Origin of the sequence: Sediminibacillus dalangtanensis (assembly GCF_017792025.1) — a bacterium.
Lineage (GTDB): Bacteria > Bacillota > Bacilli > Bacillales > Amphibacillaceae > Sediminibacillus > Sediminibacillus dalangtanensis.
Map to the genome: position 1 here is coordinate 1488216 of NZ_CP046956.1, position 16430 is coordinate 1504645.

The 16430-nt window shown below is 44.3% G+C and carries 16 protein-coding genes; 13 read left to right on the top strand and 3 right to left on the bottom strand.

From position 1 onward, the window contains the following. Positions 1 to 10: 10 nt before the first annotated feature. The 5 genes from ERJ70_RS07525 to ERJ70_RS07545 all read left to right on the top strand — a co-directional run bounded on the left by ERJ70_RS07525 (position 11) and on the right by ERJ70_RS07545 (position 5173). Complete coding sequence (locus ERJ70_RS07525) at positions 11 to 850, top strand: carbohydrate ABC transporter permease (RefSeq protein WP_209368327.1); 840 nt, start codon at positions 11 to 13, stop codon at positions 848 to 850. Positions 851 to 875: 25 nt separating this feature from the next. Beyond that, positions 876 to 1997 carry a glycoside hydrolase family 88/105 protein gene (locus ERJ70_RS07530; protein WP_256439081.1) on the top strand — a complete coding sequence of 374 codons (1122 nt, stop codon included), beginning with the start codon at positions 876 to 878 and terminating at the stop codon, positions 1995 to 1997. 23 nt (positions 1998 to 2020) lie between these two features. Continuing rightward, positions 2021 to 3313 (top strand): Gfo/Idh/MocA family protein, encoded by a 1293-nt coding sequence (locus ERJ70_RS07535; protein ID WP_209368328.1) that lies wholly within the window; start codon positions 2021 to 2023, stop codon positions 3311 to 3313. Positions 3314 to 3366: 53 nt separating this feature from the next. Then, the gene (locus tag ERJ70_RS07540) at positions 3367 to 4005 is read left to right on the top strand and encodes a YesL family protein (protein WP_209368329.1); all 639 of its coding nucleotides are present in this window, start codon (positions 3367 to 3369) and stop codon (positions 4003 to 4005) included. Positions 4006 to 4255: 250 nt separating this feature from the next. Then, entirely contained in the window at positions 4256 to 5173 is a 918-nt protein-coding gene (locus ERJ70_RS07545; protein ID WP_209368330.1) for an AEC family transporter, read from the top strand. On the opposite strand, the gene ERJ70_RS07550 is transcribed toward ERJ70_RS07545, so the two are convergent. The 3 genes from ERJ70_RS07550 to ERJ70_RS07560 all read right to left on the bottom strand — a co-directional run bounded on the left by ERJ70_RS07550 (position 5167) and on the right by ERJ70_RS07560 (position 7709). Then, complete coding sequence (locus tag ERJ70_RS07550; RefSeq protein WP_209368331.1) at positions 5167 to 6009, bottom strand: sugar phosphate isomerase/epimerase family protein; 843 nt, start codon at positions 6007 to 6009, stop codon at positions 5167 to 5169. The two genes, ERJ70_RS07545 and ERJ70_RS07550, sit on opposite strands and share 7 nt — an antisense overlap. Further along, positions 6006 to 6632: a rhamnogalacturonan acetylesterase gene (locus tag ERJ70_RS07555; RefSeq protein WP_309507445.1), complete on the bottom strand. Its 627-nt coding sequence runs from the start codon at positions 6630 to 6632 to the stop codon at positions 6006 to 6008. Before ERJ70_RS07555 ends, ERJ70_RS07550 begins: the two co-directional genes overlap by 4 nt. Positions 6633 to 6737: 105 nt before the next feature. Beyond that, positions 6738 to 7709 (bottom strand): LacI family DNA-binding transcriptional regulator, encoded by a 972-nt coding sequence (locus ERJ70_RS07560; RefSeq protein WP_209368332.1) that lies wholly within the window; start codon positions 7707 to 7709, stop codon positions 6738 to 6740. A 191-nt stretch (positions 7710 to 7900) separates the two neighbouring features. Between ERJ70_RS07560 and ERJ70_RS07565 the strand changes: the two genes are divergently transcribed. From ERJ70_RS07565 to ERJ70_RS07600, 8 genes are all read left to right on the top strand, one after another. Further along, complete coding sequence (locus ERJ70_RS07565) at positions 7901 to 9397, top strand: UxaA family hydrolase (RefSeq protein ID WP_209368333.1); 1497 nt, start codon at positions 7901 to 7903, stop codon at positions 9395 to 9397. A 31-nt stretch (positions 9398 to 9428) separates the two neighbouring features. Next, positions 9429 to 10961 (top strand): tagaturonate reductase, encoded by a 1533-nt coding sequence (locus tag ERJ70_RS07570; protein ID WP_209368335.1) that lies wholly within the window; start codon positions 9429 to 9431, stop codon positions 10959 to 10961. Between the two features lie 106 nt (positions 10962 to 11067). Then, positions 11068 to 11823 (top strand): 2-dehydro-3-deoxy-D-gluconate 5-dehydrogenase KduD, encoded by a 756-nt coding sequence (gene kduD / locus ERJ70_RS07575; protein WP_209368337.1) that lies wholly within the window; start codon positions 11068 to 11070, stop codon positions 11821 to 11823. Positions 11824 to 11848: 25 nt separating this feature from the next. Then, positions 11849 to 12682: a 5-dehydro-4-deoxy-D-glucuronate isomerase gene (gene kduI, locus ERJ70_RS07580; RefSeq protein ID WP_209368339.1), complete on the top strand. Its 834-nt coding sequence runs from the start codon at positions 11849 to 11851 to the stop codon at positions 12680 to 12682. 97 nt (positions 12683 to 12779) lie between these two features. Further along, positions 12780 to 13796 (top strand): dienelactone hydrolase family protein, encoded by a 1017-nt coding sequence (locus tag ERJ70_RS07585; protein ID WP_209368340.1) that lies wholly within the window; start codon positions 12780 to 12782, stop codon positions 13794 to 13796. A gap of 80 nt (positions 13797 to 13876) precedes the next feature. After that, positions 13877 to 14635, top strand: coding sequence for a DeoR/GlpR family DNA-binding transcription regulator (locus tag ERJ70_RS07590; protein ID WP_209368342.1), 759 nt, complete (start codon positions 13877 to 13879; stop codon positions 14633 to 14635). A 21-nt stretch (positions 14636 to 14656) separates the two neighbouring features. After that, positions 14657 to 15601 carry a sugar kinase gene (locus ERJ70_RS07595; RefSeq protein WP_209368344.1) on the top strand — a complete coding sequence of 315 codons (945 nt, stop codon included), beginning with the start codon at positions 14657 to 14659 and terminating at the stop codon, positions 15599 to 15601. Between the two features lie 22 nt (positions 15602 to 15623). Then, the gene (locus ERJ70_RS07600) at positions 15624 to 16274 is read left to right on the top strand and encodes a bifunctional 4-hydroxy-2-oxoglutarate aldolase/2-dehydro-3-deoxy-phosphogluconate aldolase (protein ID WP_209368346.1); all 651 of its coding nucleotides are present in this window, start codon (positions 15624 to 15626) and stop codon (positions 16272 to 16274) included. Positions 16275 to 16430: the final 156 nt, after the last annotated feature.

The following is a 16430-nucleotide window of genomic DNA, read 5'->3' on the forward strand; positions in this document are numbered from 1 at the left end:
AGAAGTGGGCATGAAAAATAAAAAATGGAAAAAGATAGTGCAGCATACGGTCATGATTGTGTTCACGCTGATTATGATTTATCCGCTCGTATGGATGGTCAGCAGTTCCCTGAAGGAGAGCTCCAGTGTGTTTGTTGACGCCCATTCCCTGATACCCGAAGGCTGGCATTTTGAAAATTATATCACCGGCTGGAAAGGTTTTGGTGGAATCTCCTTCAGTACATTCTTTATCAATTCGGCAATCATTTCTGTTGTGGCTACCATTGGCAGTATATTATCTTCTACTTTGATTGCCTATGGATTTGCCAGGGTGAAATTCGCCGGTAAGAACATATGGTTTGTTTGTATGATGCTGACGATGATGCTGCCGTTTGAAATGGTAATGATTCCCCAGTATATCATGTTTAACAAATTTAACTGGATTGATACTTATTTGCCGTTGATTTTGCCGACATTTTTCGGAATCCCATTTTTTATCTTTTTAATCATGCAGTTTATCCGCACTATACCGACGGAACTTGATGAAGCAGCGAAGATAGATGGATGTAATAGTTTTCAAATTTTCTATCGAATTATTGTTCCGTTGATTGTACCGGCAATGATGACTTCGGCGATTTTTTCTTTTTATTGGAGATGGGATGATTTTATGGGACCGCTGATCTATTTATCTACTCCAGAAAAGTATCCGGTTTCCTTGGCATTGAAGCTGTTTTCAGATCCTAACTCCGTTACGAATTGGGGAGCGATGTTTGCGATGTCAACTCTTAGTATCGTGCCGATATTTGTGATTTTCTTCCTCTTCCAGCGTTACATTGTCGATGGAATCAGTACAAGTGGACTAAAATCTTAAGCATTTATAAAAGGAGTGTTCTGTGGTGGTTACAACCAATCAATCAAAAACTGCTAGTCCATTAAAAACACCTTTAGACTGGGCAAAGGCTGCGTGTGACTCTCTTATGGCTGCTTATAAACCGGCCGAATTGCCCCCCGACGGCCGCTGGCATTACCATCAAGGGGTGTTTCTGGAAAGTATGCGGCAGTTGAAAGCACATATTGGGGGGGAAGACTACGAAAAATATATAAAAGCCTATGTTGATTATAATATTGATGAAAATGGAAACTTCTTGTGGAACCGCAAAGAACTGGATGCCATTCAGGCCGGTTTGCTGTTATTTGAACTGGATGAGCAAACGGATGATTCCCGTTATCGGACGGCTGCTGGTAAATTGCGTAACATGTTTCCGACTTTAAACCGGACTTCAGACGGCGGATTTTGGCATAAAGACGGCTATCCCTATCAAATGTGGCTTGATGGTCTCTATATGGGCGGTGTTTTTGCCATGAATTACAGTGAAAAATACGATGAACCGGAACTGTTGGAAATGGTATTGGAACAAGAGCGACTAATGAGAAAACATACGAGGGATCAGCAGACAGGTTTGTACCACCATGCCTGGGATGAAAGCAGAAAGCAGCCATGGGCGGATAAAGAGACAGGGAAATCCCCAGAATTCTGGGGAAGAGCTATCGGCTGGTATGGCATTACATTTAATGAAATCCTTGATTTTCTGCCGGAAAGCCATGCTTCAAGAGTGGAGGTATCCTCCGCCTTGCGTGATCTGGCGGTAAGCCTAGTCGGCTATCAGGATGAGAAAACGGGCTTATGGTACCAGGTGGTTGATAAACCGGATCATCCAGGCAACTGGATTGAAACGTCTTGTTCCGCTTTGTTCGTGTATACGATTGCGCGAGCTATCCGGGGTGGCCATCTTGATGAAAGTTACCTGCCATATGCAGTTAAAGGGTATAGAGGGTTGATCGAGCGCATGCAGTTTGACGAGAATGGACGATTTATCATGCCGGAAATATGTATCGGGACCGGTGTGGGAGATTACCAGCACTATATCAATCGTCCGAAAACGGAAAACGATTTACATGGTGTTGGTGCGTTTGTCCTGGCCAGTATGGAGATGCAAGAACTGTTACCGGCCTTGTAAATAAAGGAAGTGGAGGGGGAAATATGAGGAAATTTGCAGTATGCGGGGTAAGTAAACGTGCTATGGGCATGTTTATCAAACCGATGTTGGAGCGTTTCGCAGCTACTAGCAAGCTGGCAGCCCTCCTTGATGCGGACGCCAAGCGATTTGCCGTCTGTAAGTCGGAATTCCCTGAAATAGAACATGTCCCGGAGTATGGAGAAACGGAATTTGACAAAATGGTAAAGGAAACCCAGCCGGATGTCATCATCGTGGCTAGCAGGGACGATACGCATGTTGACTATATTTTGAAAGCGTTGGAGAAGGATATAGATGTGATTACGGAAAAACCGATGACGACCACTGCTCTGGATAGTAAACGAGTAATGGAGGCGGAAGCTCGAAGCAAGGGCAAGGTCACGGTAACGTTCAATTATCGTTACAGCCCTTACCATATGCGGATCAAAGAATTGATCATGGCTGGTAAGGTAGGACGGATTACTTCGGTGGATCTGAATTGGTATATTGACACCTATCATGGTTCCAGTTATTTTCAGCGCTGGAACAGGATGAGGGAATTTTCCGGCGGGCTTTCCATCCACAAAAGCTCTCATCATTTTGATTTAGTAAACTGGTGGCTCGACCAAAAACCAATGGAAGCTTTTGCTTTTGGCGCATTGAATTATTATGGCCCGGAAGGGGAGCACAATCCATTAAAGGAAGACGGAAGGCATTGCAAAACCTGTGAAGTCAAGCATGATTGTTCCTATTACATGCGATGGAATTCGCGGAGTAACAGTGTGATCGTTCAGGATGACCACATTGATTCAGATGAAGCGAGGAAAGACACTTATACCGGTTATCGACCGGACCAGTGCGTGTTTGACTCTGCGATAAATATAGAAGATACCTATACAGCGACAGTGAAGTATGATAAAGGTGCTTTATTAAGCTATTCAATCAATTTTTCTTTGCCTTATGAGGGATATCGGCTGGCCATCAATGGGACAGAGGGACGGATAGAAACCACTGAATTCCATGCTCCGTCAAGGGTGCCCTTTCCTGTACCAGAACAAACGATAGAATATTTTCCATTGTTCGGTTCAAAAGAAACGATTCATGTAGTGAAAAGAGATGGAGGCCATGGCGGAGGCGATCCGGTCATTCAAGAGGATATTTTTATGGGAGAAGACCCTAAAAGACCTTATACGATTTTATCGGGAAGCAAGGATGGCGCGTATGCCGTCACGCTCGGAGAAGCGGTTTGGAGGTCGGCCAAGGAAAACAGGCCGGTCCGCATTGAAGATTTGTTGAGCCAGCAAACGGTAAGCAGTTAGTCGACAGGGAATCGGACAAAAAGAGGTAAGGTTAGAATCAGGGAGGGTTAGCTATGCAGGTAGGAAGATTGTTGAATGGCGTCATGGCTTTTTGTAAATGGGTAACCCATTTTGCTTTGCTCAACATATTATGGATCGGCTGCACTTTGCTCGGTGGAGTTGTTTTTGGGCTTGCGCCGAGTACGGCAGCTATGTATGCCGTTGCCCGCAAACATATGCTCACCGAGGATGCGCCACTCCTCCGTACGTTTTGGAGCGTTTATCGCCAGGAATTTTTCCGAGCAAATGGGCTGGCTTGGCTGTTGGCGGGGATGGGTGCTATATGGTATTTTGATCTTCATTTTTTCCGGGAGTTTGAAGGCTGGGTTTACTCGCTAATGGATTACCTGATGATTATGATTGGCCTGGTTTATATGATTTTGCTGATGTATATTCTTCCAGTGTTTGTACATTACGACTTGAAAATCCTGGGATACATCAAACAAGCGCTGATTATTGGATTTCTTCATCCTGCCAACCTTGTCTTAATGCTTGTCGTCGGGTTATCGTCCTATTACTTTTTCATTTATTTCCCTGGTTTGATTCCCCTGTTCGGTTTAACCGTGTTCGCCCATTTAAATATGTGGCTGTCATGGAAGTGTTTTGATCAGATTGAGGAAACAAAACTTACCGTCGAGAGAGCAGCCTCATAATGATTGATGGATATGGTCTGATGGAAGGCGACTTCTGCAGACCATGTTTTTTGTATGATCGGAAACTATTTGTTTACTATTTTAGTGAACTTCTATGGCCAGACAAAACTGCTGTACTACCATTCGATAATCTCTGGAGGACGCTCCGAAAAGTTTGTTATCTTTCAAAAGCATGCTTTAAAGGCAATAATATAGGCGAAAAAATCTTTCAAAAGGCAAAAATTGAGGATATAAATAGGTGGTTCTTTTTATGGAAATGATTTTTATATTTTTGAATATCATCCTCCCCGTGTTCATTCTCATCGGGATTGGGGTATGGCTGCACAAACTGTTCACCTTAGATCTTTATACACTCGCAAAGCTTAATATTTATTTTCTGAGCCCGGGTTTTGTTTTGATCAATCTCTATGAGTCTGAATACTCTCTACATATTCTTTGGGAAGTGTTTTGCTTTTTCGTTCTATTCATTGCAGGTTTGTATTTGATTGTTAAAATGATTGCGAAAATGGGGCGATACAGTAAAAGTGTAGAAGGGGTATTTACCAACAGCGTCCTGCTTTACAATTCTGGAAACTATGGCATTCCGGTCAACGATTTGGCCTTTAAAGATCCGCTTGCAGCCACTATTCAAGTGATCGTCATGACCTTTCAAAATGTTCTGTCCTATTCCTTCGGTATCTTTTCGTTGAAGGCGGTCAACGAAGGAAAGTGGAAGGCTTTACTCGGCTTGTTGCGCATGCCTGCTATCTATGCAATGTCTGTAGGGATTTTATTGAATGTTTTTGAGGTTGATTTACCTGTTTTTTTGCTGAAACCGGGAGAATATATAGGCAACGCTATGATTGGAATGGCATTGTTGACCTTGGGAGCACAAGTAGCTCAATTGACATTCCATCCTAAACTCATGGTAGTGTATGTCAGCTTGGCAGTAAGGCTGGCTCTTGGACCAGCCTTAGCGGTTGTTTTGATTTGGTGCCTCGGTTATGAAGGATTGCTTGCCAAGGCGCTGCTCGTTTCATCGGCAATGCCAAGCTCTGTGAACAGTGCGATAATCGCGCAAGAATACAAGAACGAGCCGGATTTGGCTGCACAAACCGTTCTTGCTTCCACCGTTCTAAGTATGTTTACAGTTACCATCACAATCTATTTATCTAGTTTGCTTTACTGACAGGAGCCGCCCGTTTTTGCTAGATTGTGTTTCTGTTCCAGGAAGGTTTTAGAGAATTTCCGCTGTTCGGGCGTGTTGGCAGCTTCCATGATTATATCGACTTCCGGCTTATACTGTTGGAGTAATTGAAAATATAGATCATAATTCAAGTGGCCGCTGCCAGGAGGAACTGTTACCATCTGACCATTCTCAATGATTCTGTCTTTTGCGTGACAAGCGAGAATCTTAGTACCCAAACGTCTGAAGGCTTGTTCAATTACTTCGTCTTGCCTGCTGACATTTTCGGCCGTCAGCAAGTTTCCCGGATCTAAAATGACACCTATGTTGCTCGACGGGAGCTGTTCCATCATTCTTTCTAGCGTTTCCGCATCCCCGATCAAATGATCGTTCGCTGGCTCGATCCCGATAAAAACCCCATGCTTTTCTGCTTCTTCAATAAGCAATTCCAAGCTTTCTTTTAAAACTTCCCAGTCTTCCGGGATAAAGCCGCCGGGCATTTTTCCAACTTCTGCCGCCACCACATAACAGTCAAAGAACGGTGCGTAACGTATCAGCTCCTTGAAACGCTCCAGGTTCTCCTGTCGTTGTTCCGGATCTCTCTCATACAGATGCAGATAACAGGCAAGAACAGAGATGGAAACACCGTGCCTTTTAAATGCTGCATGGATGCTCCTTGCCAGCCCGGGACTTAGATATCCGGGACAGTGGAAGTTCGGTGAATCAATTGCTTTCCACAAAGCAAGCTGAACATGCGAAAAACCTTCTTTCCCTACTTTTTCAGCCAACATATCCCATGGCTGTTTTCCCATCAAATGGGCCAGTACTCCGATACTCATCCGATCCCTCCTTCCTTTATTGGAAATATTAGATAGTCAGCCAGCGGCAGTTTCATTGTTCTTAAGCACTTACAGACCACTCTGGCTATTTCTTCTGCACCTTGTTCGTTAAAATGCGTATTGTCTTGTAAGCCGTCTGGATAATTTTTCGACGCACCTGGTTCTACCCACATAAACAATTTTTTGGATTCTATATCTCCTAATTTTTCCAAAAGGACAGTCGTTTCCTTGGTTAGGTCAATCAACGGTATTGATTCCATGCGTGCCAGTTCCCGCATAGCAGTTGGGTAATCACCATGTGTTTCCCGCAGCCTTCCGTTTTCTGAAAAGTTCCGCCGTTGAACCGGAGTCAGTAAAACAGGGAAGGCTTGTTTCTGTCTCGCAACAGTAATATACTGGTTCAAACAATCTTGATAGGTAGTGAATGGATCTGTACGTCTTTCGGGTTCAGGCTTGCTGTCATTGTGACCGAACTGGATGAATAAATAATCGCCTGGCTGCAGATCACGATTGATTTCATCCAGTCTGCCTTCTGTCATAAAGCTTTTGGAGCTCCTGCCTCCAACTGCCCGATTGATGACAACAACTCCCGCTTTAAAGAAGCGGGGAAGGGCCTGCCCCAGCCTGCTTGTGGAGCTCGATCCTTATCATAATTACATACAGTTGAATCTCCAGCTAAAAAAACCCGTATCCCCATCGGTTTCAGCTCCTCCTTATCCAGCTGTCTGTCAGGCAAGCGGTTTACAAGAGCTGGATAATCTTAATTCCGGTTCCAAGTAAATGGCAGATGCTAAAGATTTTTCGTCAATGACAGCCATCAGTACTTCTGCAAGTTTTCCTGCGATGGTATCAAGCGGGACCCCGACGGTTGACAAAGACACTTCCATGTCCTCGCTTTGAGGGAGGTTGTCATAACTGATGATCGAAATATCTTCCGGTATGTGCAAGCCCTGCTCATGAAGAGCGCGTAAGACTCCCTTGGTCAAATCATGGCTTCCACTGACTATTGCGGTAGGCAATACCAGCTGTTGCAGGATTTTTTTAGCAGCAGCATACCCATCATATTGTTCCAATCCAGATACCTGAATCAACTGTCCCTCCACCGAAGCCGAAGAAACAGCCGATTGGAATCCTTTAACTTTGTCGGCTTGCAATCGGTCTTTCTCCTGCATATCTCCCACATAACCGATACGGCGATGTCCCGTTTGGATCAGGTGTTCAACTGCAGCTTTGATAGCTTTACGGCGGTTGGCATCGATGACTGGATTGATGGTGTTTTCGCTTGCGATTCCATACGTAACCATTGGGACCGACACATCCAAGTCGGTTTGATTTGTTCCCTCCTCGAAAGTGAGAATGGCATCGACTTGATACCTGTTGAAGGTTTTCACCGCGTCTTCTAATTCATTAATAGAAATAAGCGTCGTATAGGATAACTGTTCCAACCGTTTGTTTAATCTTGTAATCAATGCGGCATGGGCAGCTCGTTCAATTGTCGGCCAGACAACTCCGATGGTATGAGACTTTTTCGACACAAGGCTGCGCGCTGCGGCATTTGGCTGATATCCTAACTGTTCAGCCAATTCGGTAATGCGTTTTTTAGTAGGTTCTTTTACCAGGGGACTGTCCCTCAGAGCTTTAGAGACGGTGGAATAACTGACCCCTGCGGACTTAGCTATATCTTTAATCGTGACGCCCATTGGTGTTCCTCCATTTTTAAGAGAATGTGTAATAAGTATATAACGGCATGATGCAGGAGACAATGCTGTCCAGGAGGATAATCAGCCTTCTTAGCGATCCAGCTAACTGACATTGACAGAATATTCATTGCACTCTATAATAATAACAACGTTGTTATTATTTTTCAAATTAATTTTTCAGGAGGTCTAACATGAGTGAGCCCACGATCGTGATTCATGAGCGGGATAATGTAACAATAGCGCTTCAGGACTTAAAGCCAGGAGAATCGATTGTAATCGAAGGGGAGGAAATCATTGTCCAACAGGCTGTCCGTGCCGGCCATAAAATTGCAAGGAAACCGATTCCGGAAAATGAAAACGTTATCAAGTATGGCTACCCGATTGGCAAAGCTTCTACTCCTATTGATGTCGGAGATTGGGTGCACACCCACAATGTGAAGACGAATCTTTCGGGAACTTTGGAGTATGAATACAACCCGACACCAGATAAAGTCACCAGTCAAGGAGAATCTGAACGTACTTTTCAAGGGTATGTCAGGAAAAATGGAGAGGTCGGAATCCGTAACGAAATTTGGATTATCAATACGGTAGGATGCATTAACAAGACTGCTGAAATCGTGGCGAAGATGGCCAATGAACAGCATAAGGATGAACAAATTGACGGGGTTTTTCATTTTTCCCATTTATTTGGTTGTTCGCAGCTTGGGGATGACTTGCATAATACCCAGAAAATATTAAGCAGCCTTGTGCATCATCCGAACGCTGCAGGAGTTTTGGTAATGGGGCTTGGATGTGAAAACAACTATATAGATGCATTCAAACAAGTGATCGGTGATATTGATGAAGACAGAATCAAGTTTATCAGTGTGCAAGAAACAACCGATGAGATTGACCATTCCCTTGATCTCATTGAGGAGCTTGCTGATTATGCGCGTTCCTTCAAGAGAGAAGCTGTACCGGTTTCCAAGTTGAAAGTCGGGTTGAAATGCGGTGGATCAGACGGTTTCTCCGGGATTACCGGTAATCCGCTGCTTGGTGCTTTCTCGGATAAGCTGATTCAGCAGGGGGGAGCTACAGTACTGACAGAAGTTCCGGAAATGTTCGGTGCAGAAACCATTCTGATGGGAAGAGCAAAAGATGAACAGACCTTCCGTAAGATCGTTGATTTAGTCAATGACTTTAAGGAATACTTTTTGCGGCATGGGCAGAATGTCTATGAAAACCCTTCACCTGGAAATAAGGAAGGCGGGATCACCACTCTGGAAGAAAAGTCATTGGGGAATGTACAGAAAGGTGGTTTCGGAGAGGTTGTCGATGTACTGCCATATGGCGACAGGATGATGTCCGGAGGATTGAATTTGCTTCAAGGACCTGGCAACGATTTGGTGTCTACGACAGCATTAGCAGCTGCTGGTGCCCATATAGTCTTATTTACGACCGGCCGTGGCACCCCGTTTGGAGGACCTGTGCCTACGGTGAAAATTTCTACGAATTCGGCACTTGCCGAAAAGAAAAAGAACTGGATCGATTTTAATGCCGGAGCATTGGTAGAAGGGAAGGGCAAGGAAGAGCTGACGGAAGAATTTTTTGATTACATTGTTGATCTTGCTTCAGGCAACAAACAGACGAACAACGAAAAATTTGGCTTTAAAGAAATTTCGATATTCAAAGACGGTGTCATTTTATAACGAACATTCAGAAAAGAGGAGGGAAAGCATAGTGGTCAAATTAGATCGTACCGTCTTGGAGGAATCGGTTACTGACACAACATACCGAAAGTACGACAGTAACCTTCCAGAAAAAGTGCTGCAAATCGGAGAGGGGAATTTCCTTCGCGGATTTGTGGATTGGATGATTCATCAGATGAACAAACAAGGAATCTTCAAAGGTTCCGTAGTGGCTGTTCAACCAACCCCGCATGGGCGTGTACTTCCGAAACTTAAAGAACAGGATTGGCTTTATACGGTGATCCTTCGCGGGATAACCGACGGAAAAAAAGTGGACGAAGCAGAAGTGATTCCAGCTATTTCGAGAGGGATCAATCCTTACGAAGAATGGGAGCAAACACTCAAAGTTGCTGAATCAGACGAGTTGGAATTGATCATTTCCAATACAACCGAGGCAGGAATTACATACATGCAAGAACCTTATCATAGTGATTCCTCTCCGTTGTCCTTTCCAGGAAAGGTAACCGCTCTTCTTTACCATCGCTATAAACACTTTTCCGGTGACGTAAAAGCAGGATTGCATATCCTTCCTTGTGAGCTTATCGAGGAAAATGGCGGAAAGCTTAAATATATTGTAAAACGGATTGCAAGGGACTGGAATCTGCCTTCCGGTTTTTTACGCTGGCTCGAAACGGCAAATCGATTTTACGATACGTTGGTTGACCGGATTGTCACAGGGTATCCTAAATCGAACGCAGCGGATTTTGCCAGTAGGCTCGGTTACGAAGATGCCTTCTTCACTGTGGGAGAGCCATACCACTTATTTTGTATTGACGGGCCAGCGGAAATAAAGCAAGTGTTTCCCCTTGATCAGGCCGGCTTACGGGTGAAGTGGGGAGATATAGAACAATATCGGGAGTTAAAGGTCCGTTTGTTGAATGGACCGCATACCATGATGGCTTCTGCCGGTTACTTGGCGGGTGCAGATACGGTATTGGATGTCATGAAGGATAAGTCGCTTCGCTTGTTTGTAGAACGAGGATTTGAAGAAATCGGGGAGGCTCTTCCTTTCGGCGATCAGGAAAAGCGTGATTATGCAGAGGAGGTAAAACAACGGTTTTTGAATCCATATAATCAACACTATCTCCAGGATATCGGAATGAATGCAGTGAACAAGTTCAAATCGAGGCTCTTGCCCACCCTGAGCAGGTATATCGAGAAAACAGAACTTTTGCCAAATTCTATAATACTGTCGCTTGCTGCAATTCTCGTCTATTTCCGCCCTGTACATATGAATGAGCATGGGATTGTCGGGAGAAGGAATGGGAAAAACTATCAAACTCGCGAAAGTGAGCTTGTCAGCAAAGTGCTGGCGAACTGCTGGGAAGAATATGAACAGGAAAAGATCAGTATCGAAGAATTTGTTTTTGCAGTTTTGGGAAACCGTGCCATTTGGGACGAGGATTTAAATGAAATAGAACAGTTGACACAGACAGTCAGCAGCTATGTCCGTCAGATTATTTCTATGGGGATGAAGGAAACCCTGACACAAATGCTTCAGAAGAATTACTCTTCTTTGACTTGAATCCATGATAAAAATATCCCTTGTTATCTTTCTAACTCCGTGCTAAAATCAAACTATAACAAACAAAAACAAACATAAAAGTACAGGAAGGGAGAGAAGCTTGGTTATGGGCGAACTATTCTCGTTAAAAGGTAAAACCGCCCTCGTGACTGGTGCCACCCGAGGACTTGGTCAGGGCATGGCAGTGGGTCTTGCGGAAGCTGGAGCGAACATAATCGGAACGGGGACAAGTGATTTGAGTGAAACACAAGCGAAAGTGGAAGCTGTTGGCCGAACCTTTCACGGATTGAACAAAGACTTGTCCCGAAGAGGTTCAGCAGCGGAACTTGCCAATGAAGCGGTAGAACGAGGCGGAACAATCGATATTCTCGTAAATAATGCTGGAATTATCCGCCGATCAGATTTAGAGGACTTTACAGACGAAGACTGGTACCAGGTAATCGATGTCAATCAGCATGCTGTTTTTCAACTGAGCAGGGAACTTGGCAGACATATGCTGAATAATGGTTCGGGGAAAATCATCAACGTAGCTTCGATGTTATCCTTCCAGGGCGGCTTGAAAGTGCCAGCCTATACAGCCAGTAAACATGCTGTTGCCGGGTTGACCAAGTCTTTTGCCAATGAGTGGTCCAGTAAAGGAATTAATGTAAACGCTATCGCACCCGGGTACATGGCAACGGATAATACAGCTCCCATTAGAGAAAACAAGGAACGTAACGCCTTTATTACATCCAGAATTCCCCAAGGCAGATGGGGATCCCCAGATGACTTAAAAGGTGCAGTGGTGTTTCTTGCCTCAGATGCTTCCAATTATGTTAATGGCCATGTGCTTTGCGTAGATGGTGGATGGATGAGTTCTTAATAAAATCCGGAGAGGGGAATGAGCAATGGAAATCAGGTATGCGACCAATCCAACAGATCTGAAACAGTATGACACAGAAAGGATCCGCAAAGAGTTTTTAGTGGAAAACCTTTTTAAAACCGGCGAATTGAACCTTGTTTACTCTCATTATGATCGTCTTATCACAGGCGGAGCAGTGCCGGTAAAAGAGGCGCTAAAGCTGGAAGCAGGCGATCTGCTTAAAACAGAGTATTTTCTGGAAAGGCGGGAAGTGGGAATCATCAATATCGCTGAGGGTGCTGGGATTGTGACAGTGGACGGAGAAAAGTATGAATTGAACAAACGCGATTGTGTCTATGTTGGTCTCGGGCATGAGAATGTATCTTTTGCCAGTAAAGATAGCAGTAAACCTGCCCGGTTTTATATCGTTTCTGCTACGGCACATAAACAATATCCAACCAAAAAAATCGCCATTGAGGAAGCAACACCTAACCATTTGGGTTCCGACAGCCAGTCCAACAAGCGCACCATCTATCAATATATCCACGCTGGCGGAATACAAAGCTGTCAGCTGATGATGGGGATGACCCTTCTGGCACCAAACAATATGTGGAACACAATGCCGCCGCATCTTCATGACCGCCGCATGGAAGCTTATTTATATTTCGATATGGATGAGGATTCCCGGGTCATTCACTTTATGGGGCGACCGGATGAGACGAGGCATATTGTCATGAAAAATGAACAAGTCGTTTTTTCACCACCATGGTCCATTCATTCTGGAGTAGGTACCGACAACTATACGTTCATTTGGGCAATGGCAGGAGAAAATTACACGTTTACCGATATGGACAGCGTATCCATGGATGAACTAAAATAACGACTTTCAAGTGAAAATAAGTTCTGCCAATCCGGTTCATTGTTTACAGTGAATCGGATTTTTATTACACAAAATCAGCCGATTCAGGAAGTTGGTAATGGAAATGGGAAAAACACTAGAACAATTTTTTATTGATGAATACAATCGGGTCCCGGTCCTTAAACGGACGTTCGAGCAGTATGAAAGTCAACGAGAGAAGATGAAACTGGAATTGAAGCATTTACTTGGTGATTTTTCCGATTGGGATAAAATACCTTCAGTACCTGTCATCGAATCTGTTGAAGAATTTGAAGATTATCGTCAAGAAAGGTTTAAAGTGAGATTAGGGAATCAGCTTGATGTTCCTATCTATGTGCTTACACCATTGCAGGCGAAAACGACTTTTCCTACTGTCCTGGCACTTCATGGTCATGGTTATGGACCAAAACAAATAATCGGACTGACGAGACAAGGAATAAGGAATCTTTCGGCTACTACGCAAACAAACTATGCTTTGCAAATGGTGAAACGAGGCTGTAAAGTTTTCGCGCCGGCTTTATTAGGAAAAGGAGAACGGATTTTTCAAGCCGATGCGGAAGCGGGGAAAGACAAGTCATGTGAGCGGCTGGCTCAATTATTCTTAATGCAAGGAAAAACACTTCTCGGCGCCAGAGTTTGGGAAGCCCGGAAATTACTTGATGTTATGACATCCTTTGATGATGTACTTCCTCGTAATATTGGAGTATTCGGCTTTTCGGGCGGAGCTGCAGTAGCTGGTTTTACAGCGATTTTAGATGAAAGATTGAGAGCGGCAGTGTTGGCGGGCTATCCCAGCCTGTTTCGAGACAGTATTCTGGATAAACCACACTGCCTGGACAACTATCTGCCGGGCGTATTAAATCTTTCCGAGCTTCCGGGCTTGCTTGGACTGGTATCACCTCGTCCTATTTTTATTGAAACAGGAGAAAAAGATCCTTTATTTCCATTAGACAGTGCTAGTGTTGCTATCTCTCAGTTAGAAAAGATCTATCTGCAAAGCGGGAGACCGGAAGCGTTTGGTTTTCACATCCACAATGGCGGTCATGAAGTCGATGGCGGCCTGTCCTATGACTGGCTTTTACGGCAGCTTATCTAGCAAAGCAAAGGAAGTTCGATGAAGACATTCTACCCTGAATATGGTAGGTTAAAAATATGTGTAACTGCAGGAGGGTTGATATGCTATCAATAGAACGCTATCAACATATTTTAGCTGAACTGGAAAAACAGAAGATTATCAAAGTTTCCGCTCTTAGTAAACAATTAAAAGTGACCGAAAAGACGATCAGAATTGATTTGGAAACCTTGGAAAGTCGCGGGTTACTTACCCGAATTCACGGCGGTGCGATGTTGGTGGAGTCAGAGGAACGATTGTTGCCCATCGAAGAGCGGCAATCCGGTCAAAACGAGATAAAACAAGCGATTGCCAAACGGGCAGAACAGTTGATTGTGCCGGGAGAAACAATCCTTATGGACGGAGGCAGTACAACGGTAGAAATCGCCAAGCTGCTGGGCGACAAGGAGGTTACTGTCATCACGAATGATTTGAATATCGCTCATGTATTGCAAGCCAAACCGAAAGTGCAGCTTCTGGTTCCGGGAGGAGAGAGGATAGCCAATTCCAGCTCTCTTTTCGGTACACAGGCTACTCAATTCCTGCAAAAACTGCACGTAAACCGTGTGTTCTTTGGTGCTACAGGGGTATCAGTGGAACAAGGGTTATCTGTTTTCACTAGTTTGCATGCAGATTGGAAAAAACAGATTGTGGGTTGTGCAGAAGTGGTGACACTTGTCGCTGATTCCTCCAAACTTGGCAAAGTCGCCCTGATTCAGTTTGCCGATATTGACCAAGTCGATATCATCGTAACCGATGATCGTCTTGATAAGAATTATAAGCGACAACTTACGGAAAGAAACATTCAAGTATTACTTGCATAAAGACAAAGGAGGATTTCAGGCATGGATGTAGTAACTTTAGGAGAAAGCATGGTTTTATTTACCCCGGATACTGAAGGTCCGCTCCGCTATGTCAGCGGATTCCATAAAACGATCGGCGGGGCGGAATCAAATCTTGCGATAGCCTTGACCAGACTAGGTCATCAAACAGGCTGGATCAGTCGGCTAGGTAACGATGAATTCGGTCTGTTTGTCCGCAATTTTATTCGTGGAGAAGGAGTCGACACATCGAATGTCGTCTTTGATACAGAATTGCCGACAGCTGTTTTTTTTAAAGAAAAACTTGCAGCGGGCGATCCCAAAATTTATTATTATCGAAAACTTTCTGCTGCCAGCGAGCTATCGCCAGATGATTTAGATGAGGAATACATAAAACAGGCAGCTTACCTTCATGTAACCGGCATCACCCCGGCACTTAGCGATACATGCAAGCAAACAGTGCTTGAGGCTATCCGTCTAGCGAAAGAGAATGGCTTAAAGGTAGTGTTTGACCCGAATCTGCGTTTGAAATTATGGTCTGAGCAGGAAGCGGCTAAGACGTTGATGGAAATTGCTGCTTTAAGTGATATCGTGCTTCCAGGAATCGACGAAGGGGAACTGATGACCGGGCATGATGAGGAGAAAAAAATTGCTGAAGAACTGTTGGAGAACGGTTCAGACGTCGTCGTCATTAAACTCGGTTCAGCTGGTGCTTATTACGCTACCAGACGAGAAGCTGATTATGTTGAGGGATACAAAGTAGAACGAATTATTGATACCGTCGGAGCCGGAGATGGTTTTGCGGCCGGTTTTCTATCAGGCCAGCTACGTGGATGGGACCTTGCCGAATCGGTAAAATTGGGCAATCGAATAGGAGCTTATGCATTGACCGTTGCTGGTGATGTGGAAGGTTATCCTTTCTGGCATCAAGTCGATACGGAACAGGGAAACAAGGAAATATTGCGCTGAACAATAAGGAGGCAGAAGAAAAATGGATAAAGCTACGATTATGAAGAAAATAATGGAAAATGGAGTTCTTGCAGTTATTCGCAAAGTACCGGAAAAAGATGTAGAGCAAGTGGCTGAATCGCTGATAAAGGGTGGCGTGAATGTTCTTGAAGTAACGCTTGATGCCGAAAATGCCAATCAAATCATCCAAACTTTAAGCAATAAATTCGCCGGGAAAGCGGTAGTCGGTGCCGGAACTGTCCTTGATGCGCCCTCCGCAAGAACAGCCATTGAACATGGAGCACAATTTGTCGTCAGTCCGCTTCTCGAACAAGAAGTAATTGAGGCAACCCTTGCTCTTGATAAAGTTTCTGTTCCCGGAATCATGACGCCAACAGAAGCAATGACAGCTGTTAAACTAGGCGCCGATATTGTCAAGGTTTTTCCGGCTTCGGCAGTAGGGCCTTCCTTTCTCAAAAATGTCAAGGGTCCATTACCGGATATCACGATGATTCCGACCGGAGGCATCACGACAGAAAATGCTGCTGATTTTATAAAGGCAGGAGCGGCGGCAGTCGGAGCTGGGGGAAATCTTGTGGACAATAAAGCGATCAGGGAAGGGAACTTCACTCAGATTGAACAAGTTGCTGCAAAATATAAGGAGACGGTAAGGCAAGCAAGAGAGACGATGTAACAGATTGATAAGTTTATGGAATCTGTTTCAACAAACCCTTGTCATGAATGGTAATTATTTGACACAACAATGGAAAAGATTTATGTTTGTGAAGATAGTAGCAAAAGGAAAACTTCCTTTTTTCAAGATGTCGAGACGAGAAGATACATAGGAAGG

Bases quoted from the DNA above. Each gene is read 5' to 3' on its own strand.
- ERJ70_RS07535 (WP_209368328.1), top strand. From the start codon at position 2,021: ATGAGGAAATTTGCAGTATGCGGGGTAAGTAAACGTGCTATGGGCATG.
- ERJ70_RS07540 (WP_209368329.1), top strand. From the start codon at position 3,367: ATGCAGGTAGGAAGATTGTTGAATGGCGTCATGGCTTTTTGTAAATGG.
- ERJ70_RS07590 (WP_209368342.1), top strand. From the start codon at position 13,877: ATGCTATCAATAGAACGCTATCAACATATTTTAGCTGAACTGGAAAAA.
- ERJ70_RS07595 (WP_209368344.1), top strand. From the start codon at position 14,657: ATGGATGTAGTAACTTTAGGAGAAAGCATGGTTTTATTTACCCCGGAT.
- ERJ70_RS07525 (WP_209368327.1), top strand. From the start codon at position 11: ATGAAAAATAAAAAATGGAAAAAGATAGTGCAGCATACGGTCATGATT.
- ERJ70_RS07545 (WP_209368330.1), top strand. From the start codon at position 4,256: ATGGAAATGATTTTTATATTTTTGAATATCATCCTCCCCGTGTTCATT.
- ERJ70_RS07550 (WP_209368331.1), bottom strand. From the start codon at position 6,009: ATGAGTATCGGAGTACTGGCCCATTTGATGGGAAAACAGCCATGGGAT.
- ERJ70_RS07565 (WP_209368333.1), top strand. From the start codon at position 7,901: ATGAGTGAGCCCACGATCGTGATTCATGAGCGGGATAATGTAACAATA.
- ERJ70_RS07600 (WP_209368346.1), top strand. From the start codon at position 15,624: ATGGATAAAGCTACGATTATGAAGAAAATAATGGAAAATGGAGTTCTT.
- kduI (WP_209368339.1), top strand. From the start codon at position 11,849: ATGGAAATCAGGTATGCGACCAATCCAACAGATCTGAAACAGTATGAC.
- ERJ70_RS07560 (WP_209368332.1), bottom strand. From the start codon at position 7,709: ATGGGCGTCACGATTAAAGATATAGCTAAGTCCGCAGGGGTCAGTTAT.
- ERJ70_RS07585 (WP_209368340.1), top strand. From the start codon at position 12,780: ATGGAAATGGGAAAAACACTAGAACAATTTTTTATTGATGAATACAAT.
- kduD (WP_209368337.1), top strand. From the start codon at position 11,068: ATGGGCGAACTATTCTCGTTAAAAGGTAAAACCGCCCTCGTGACTGGT.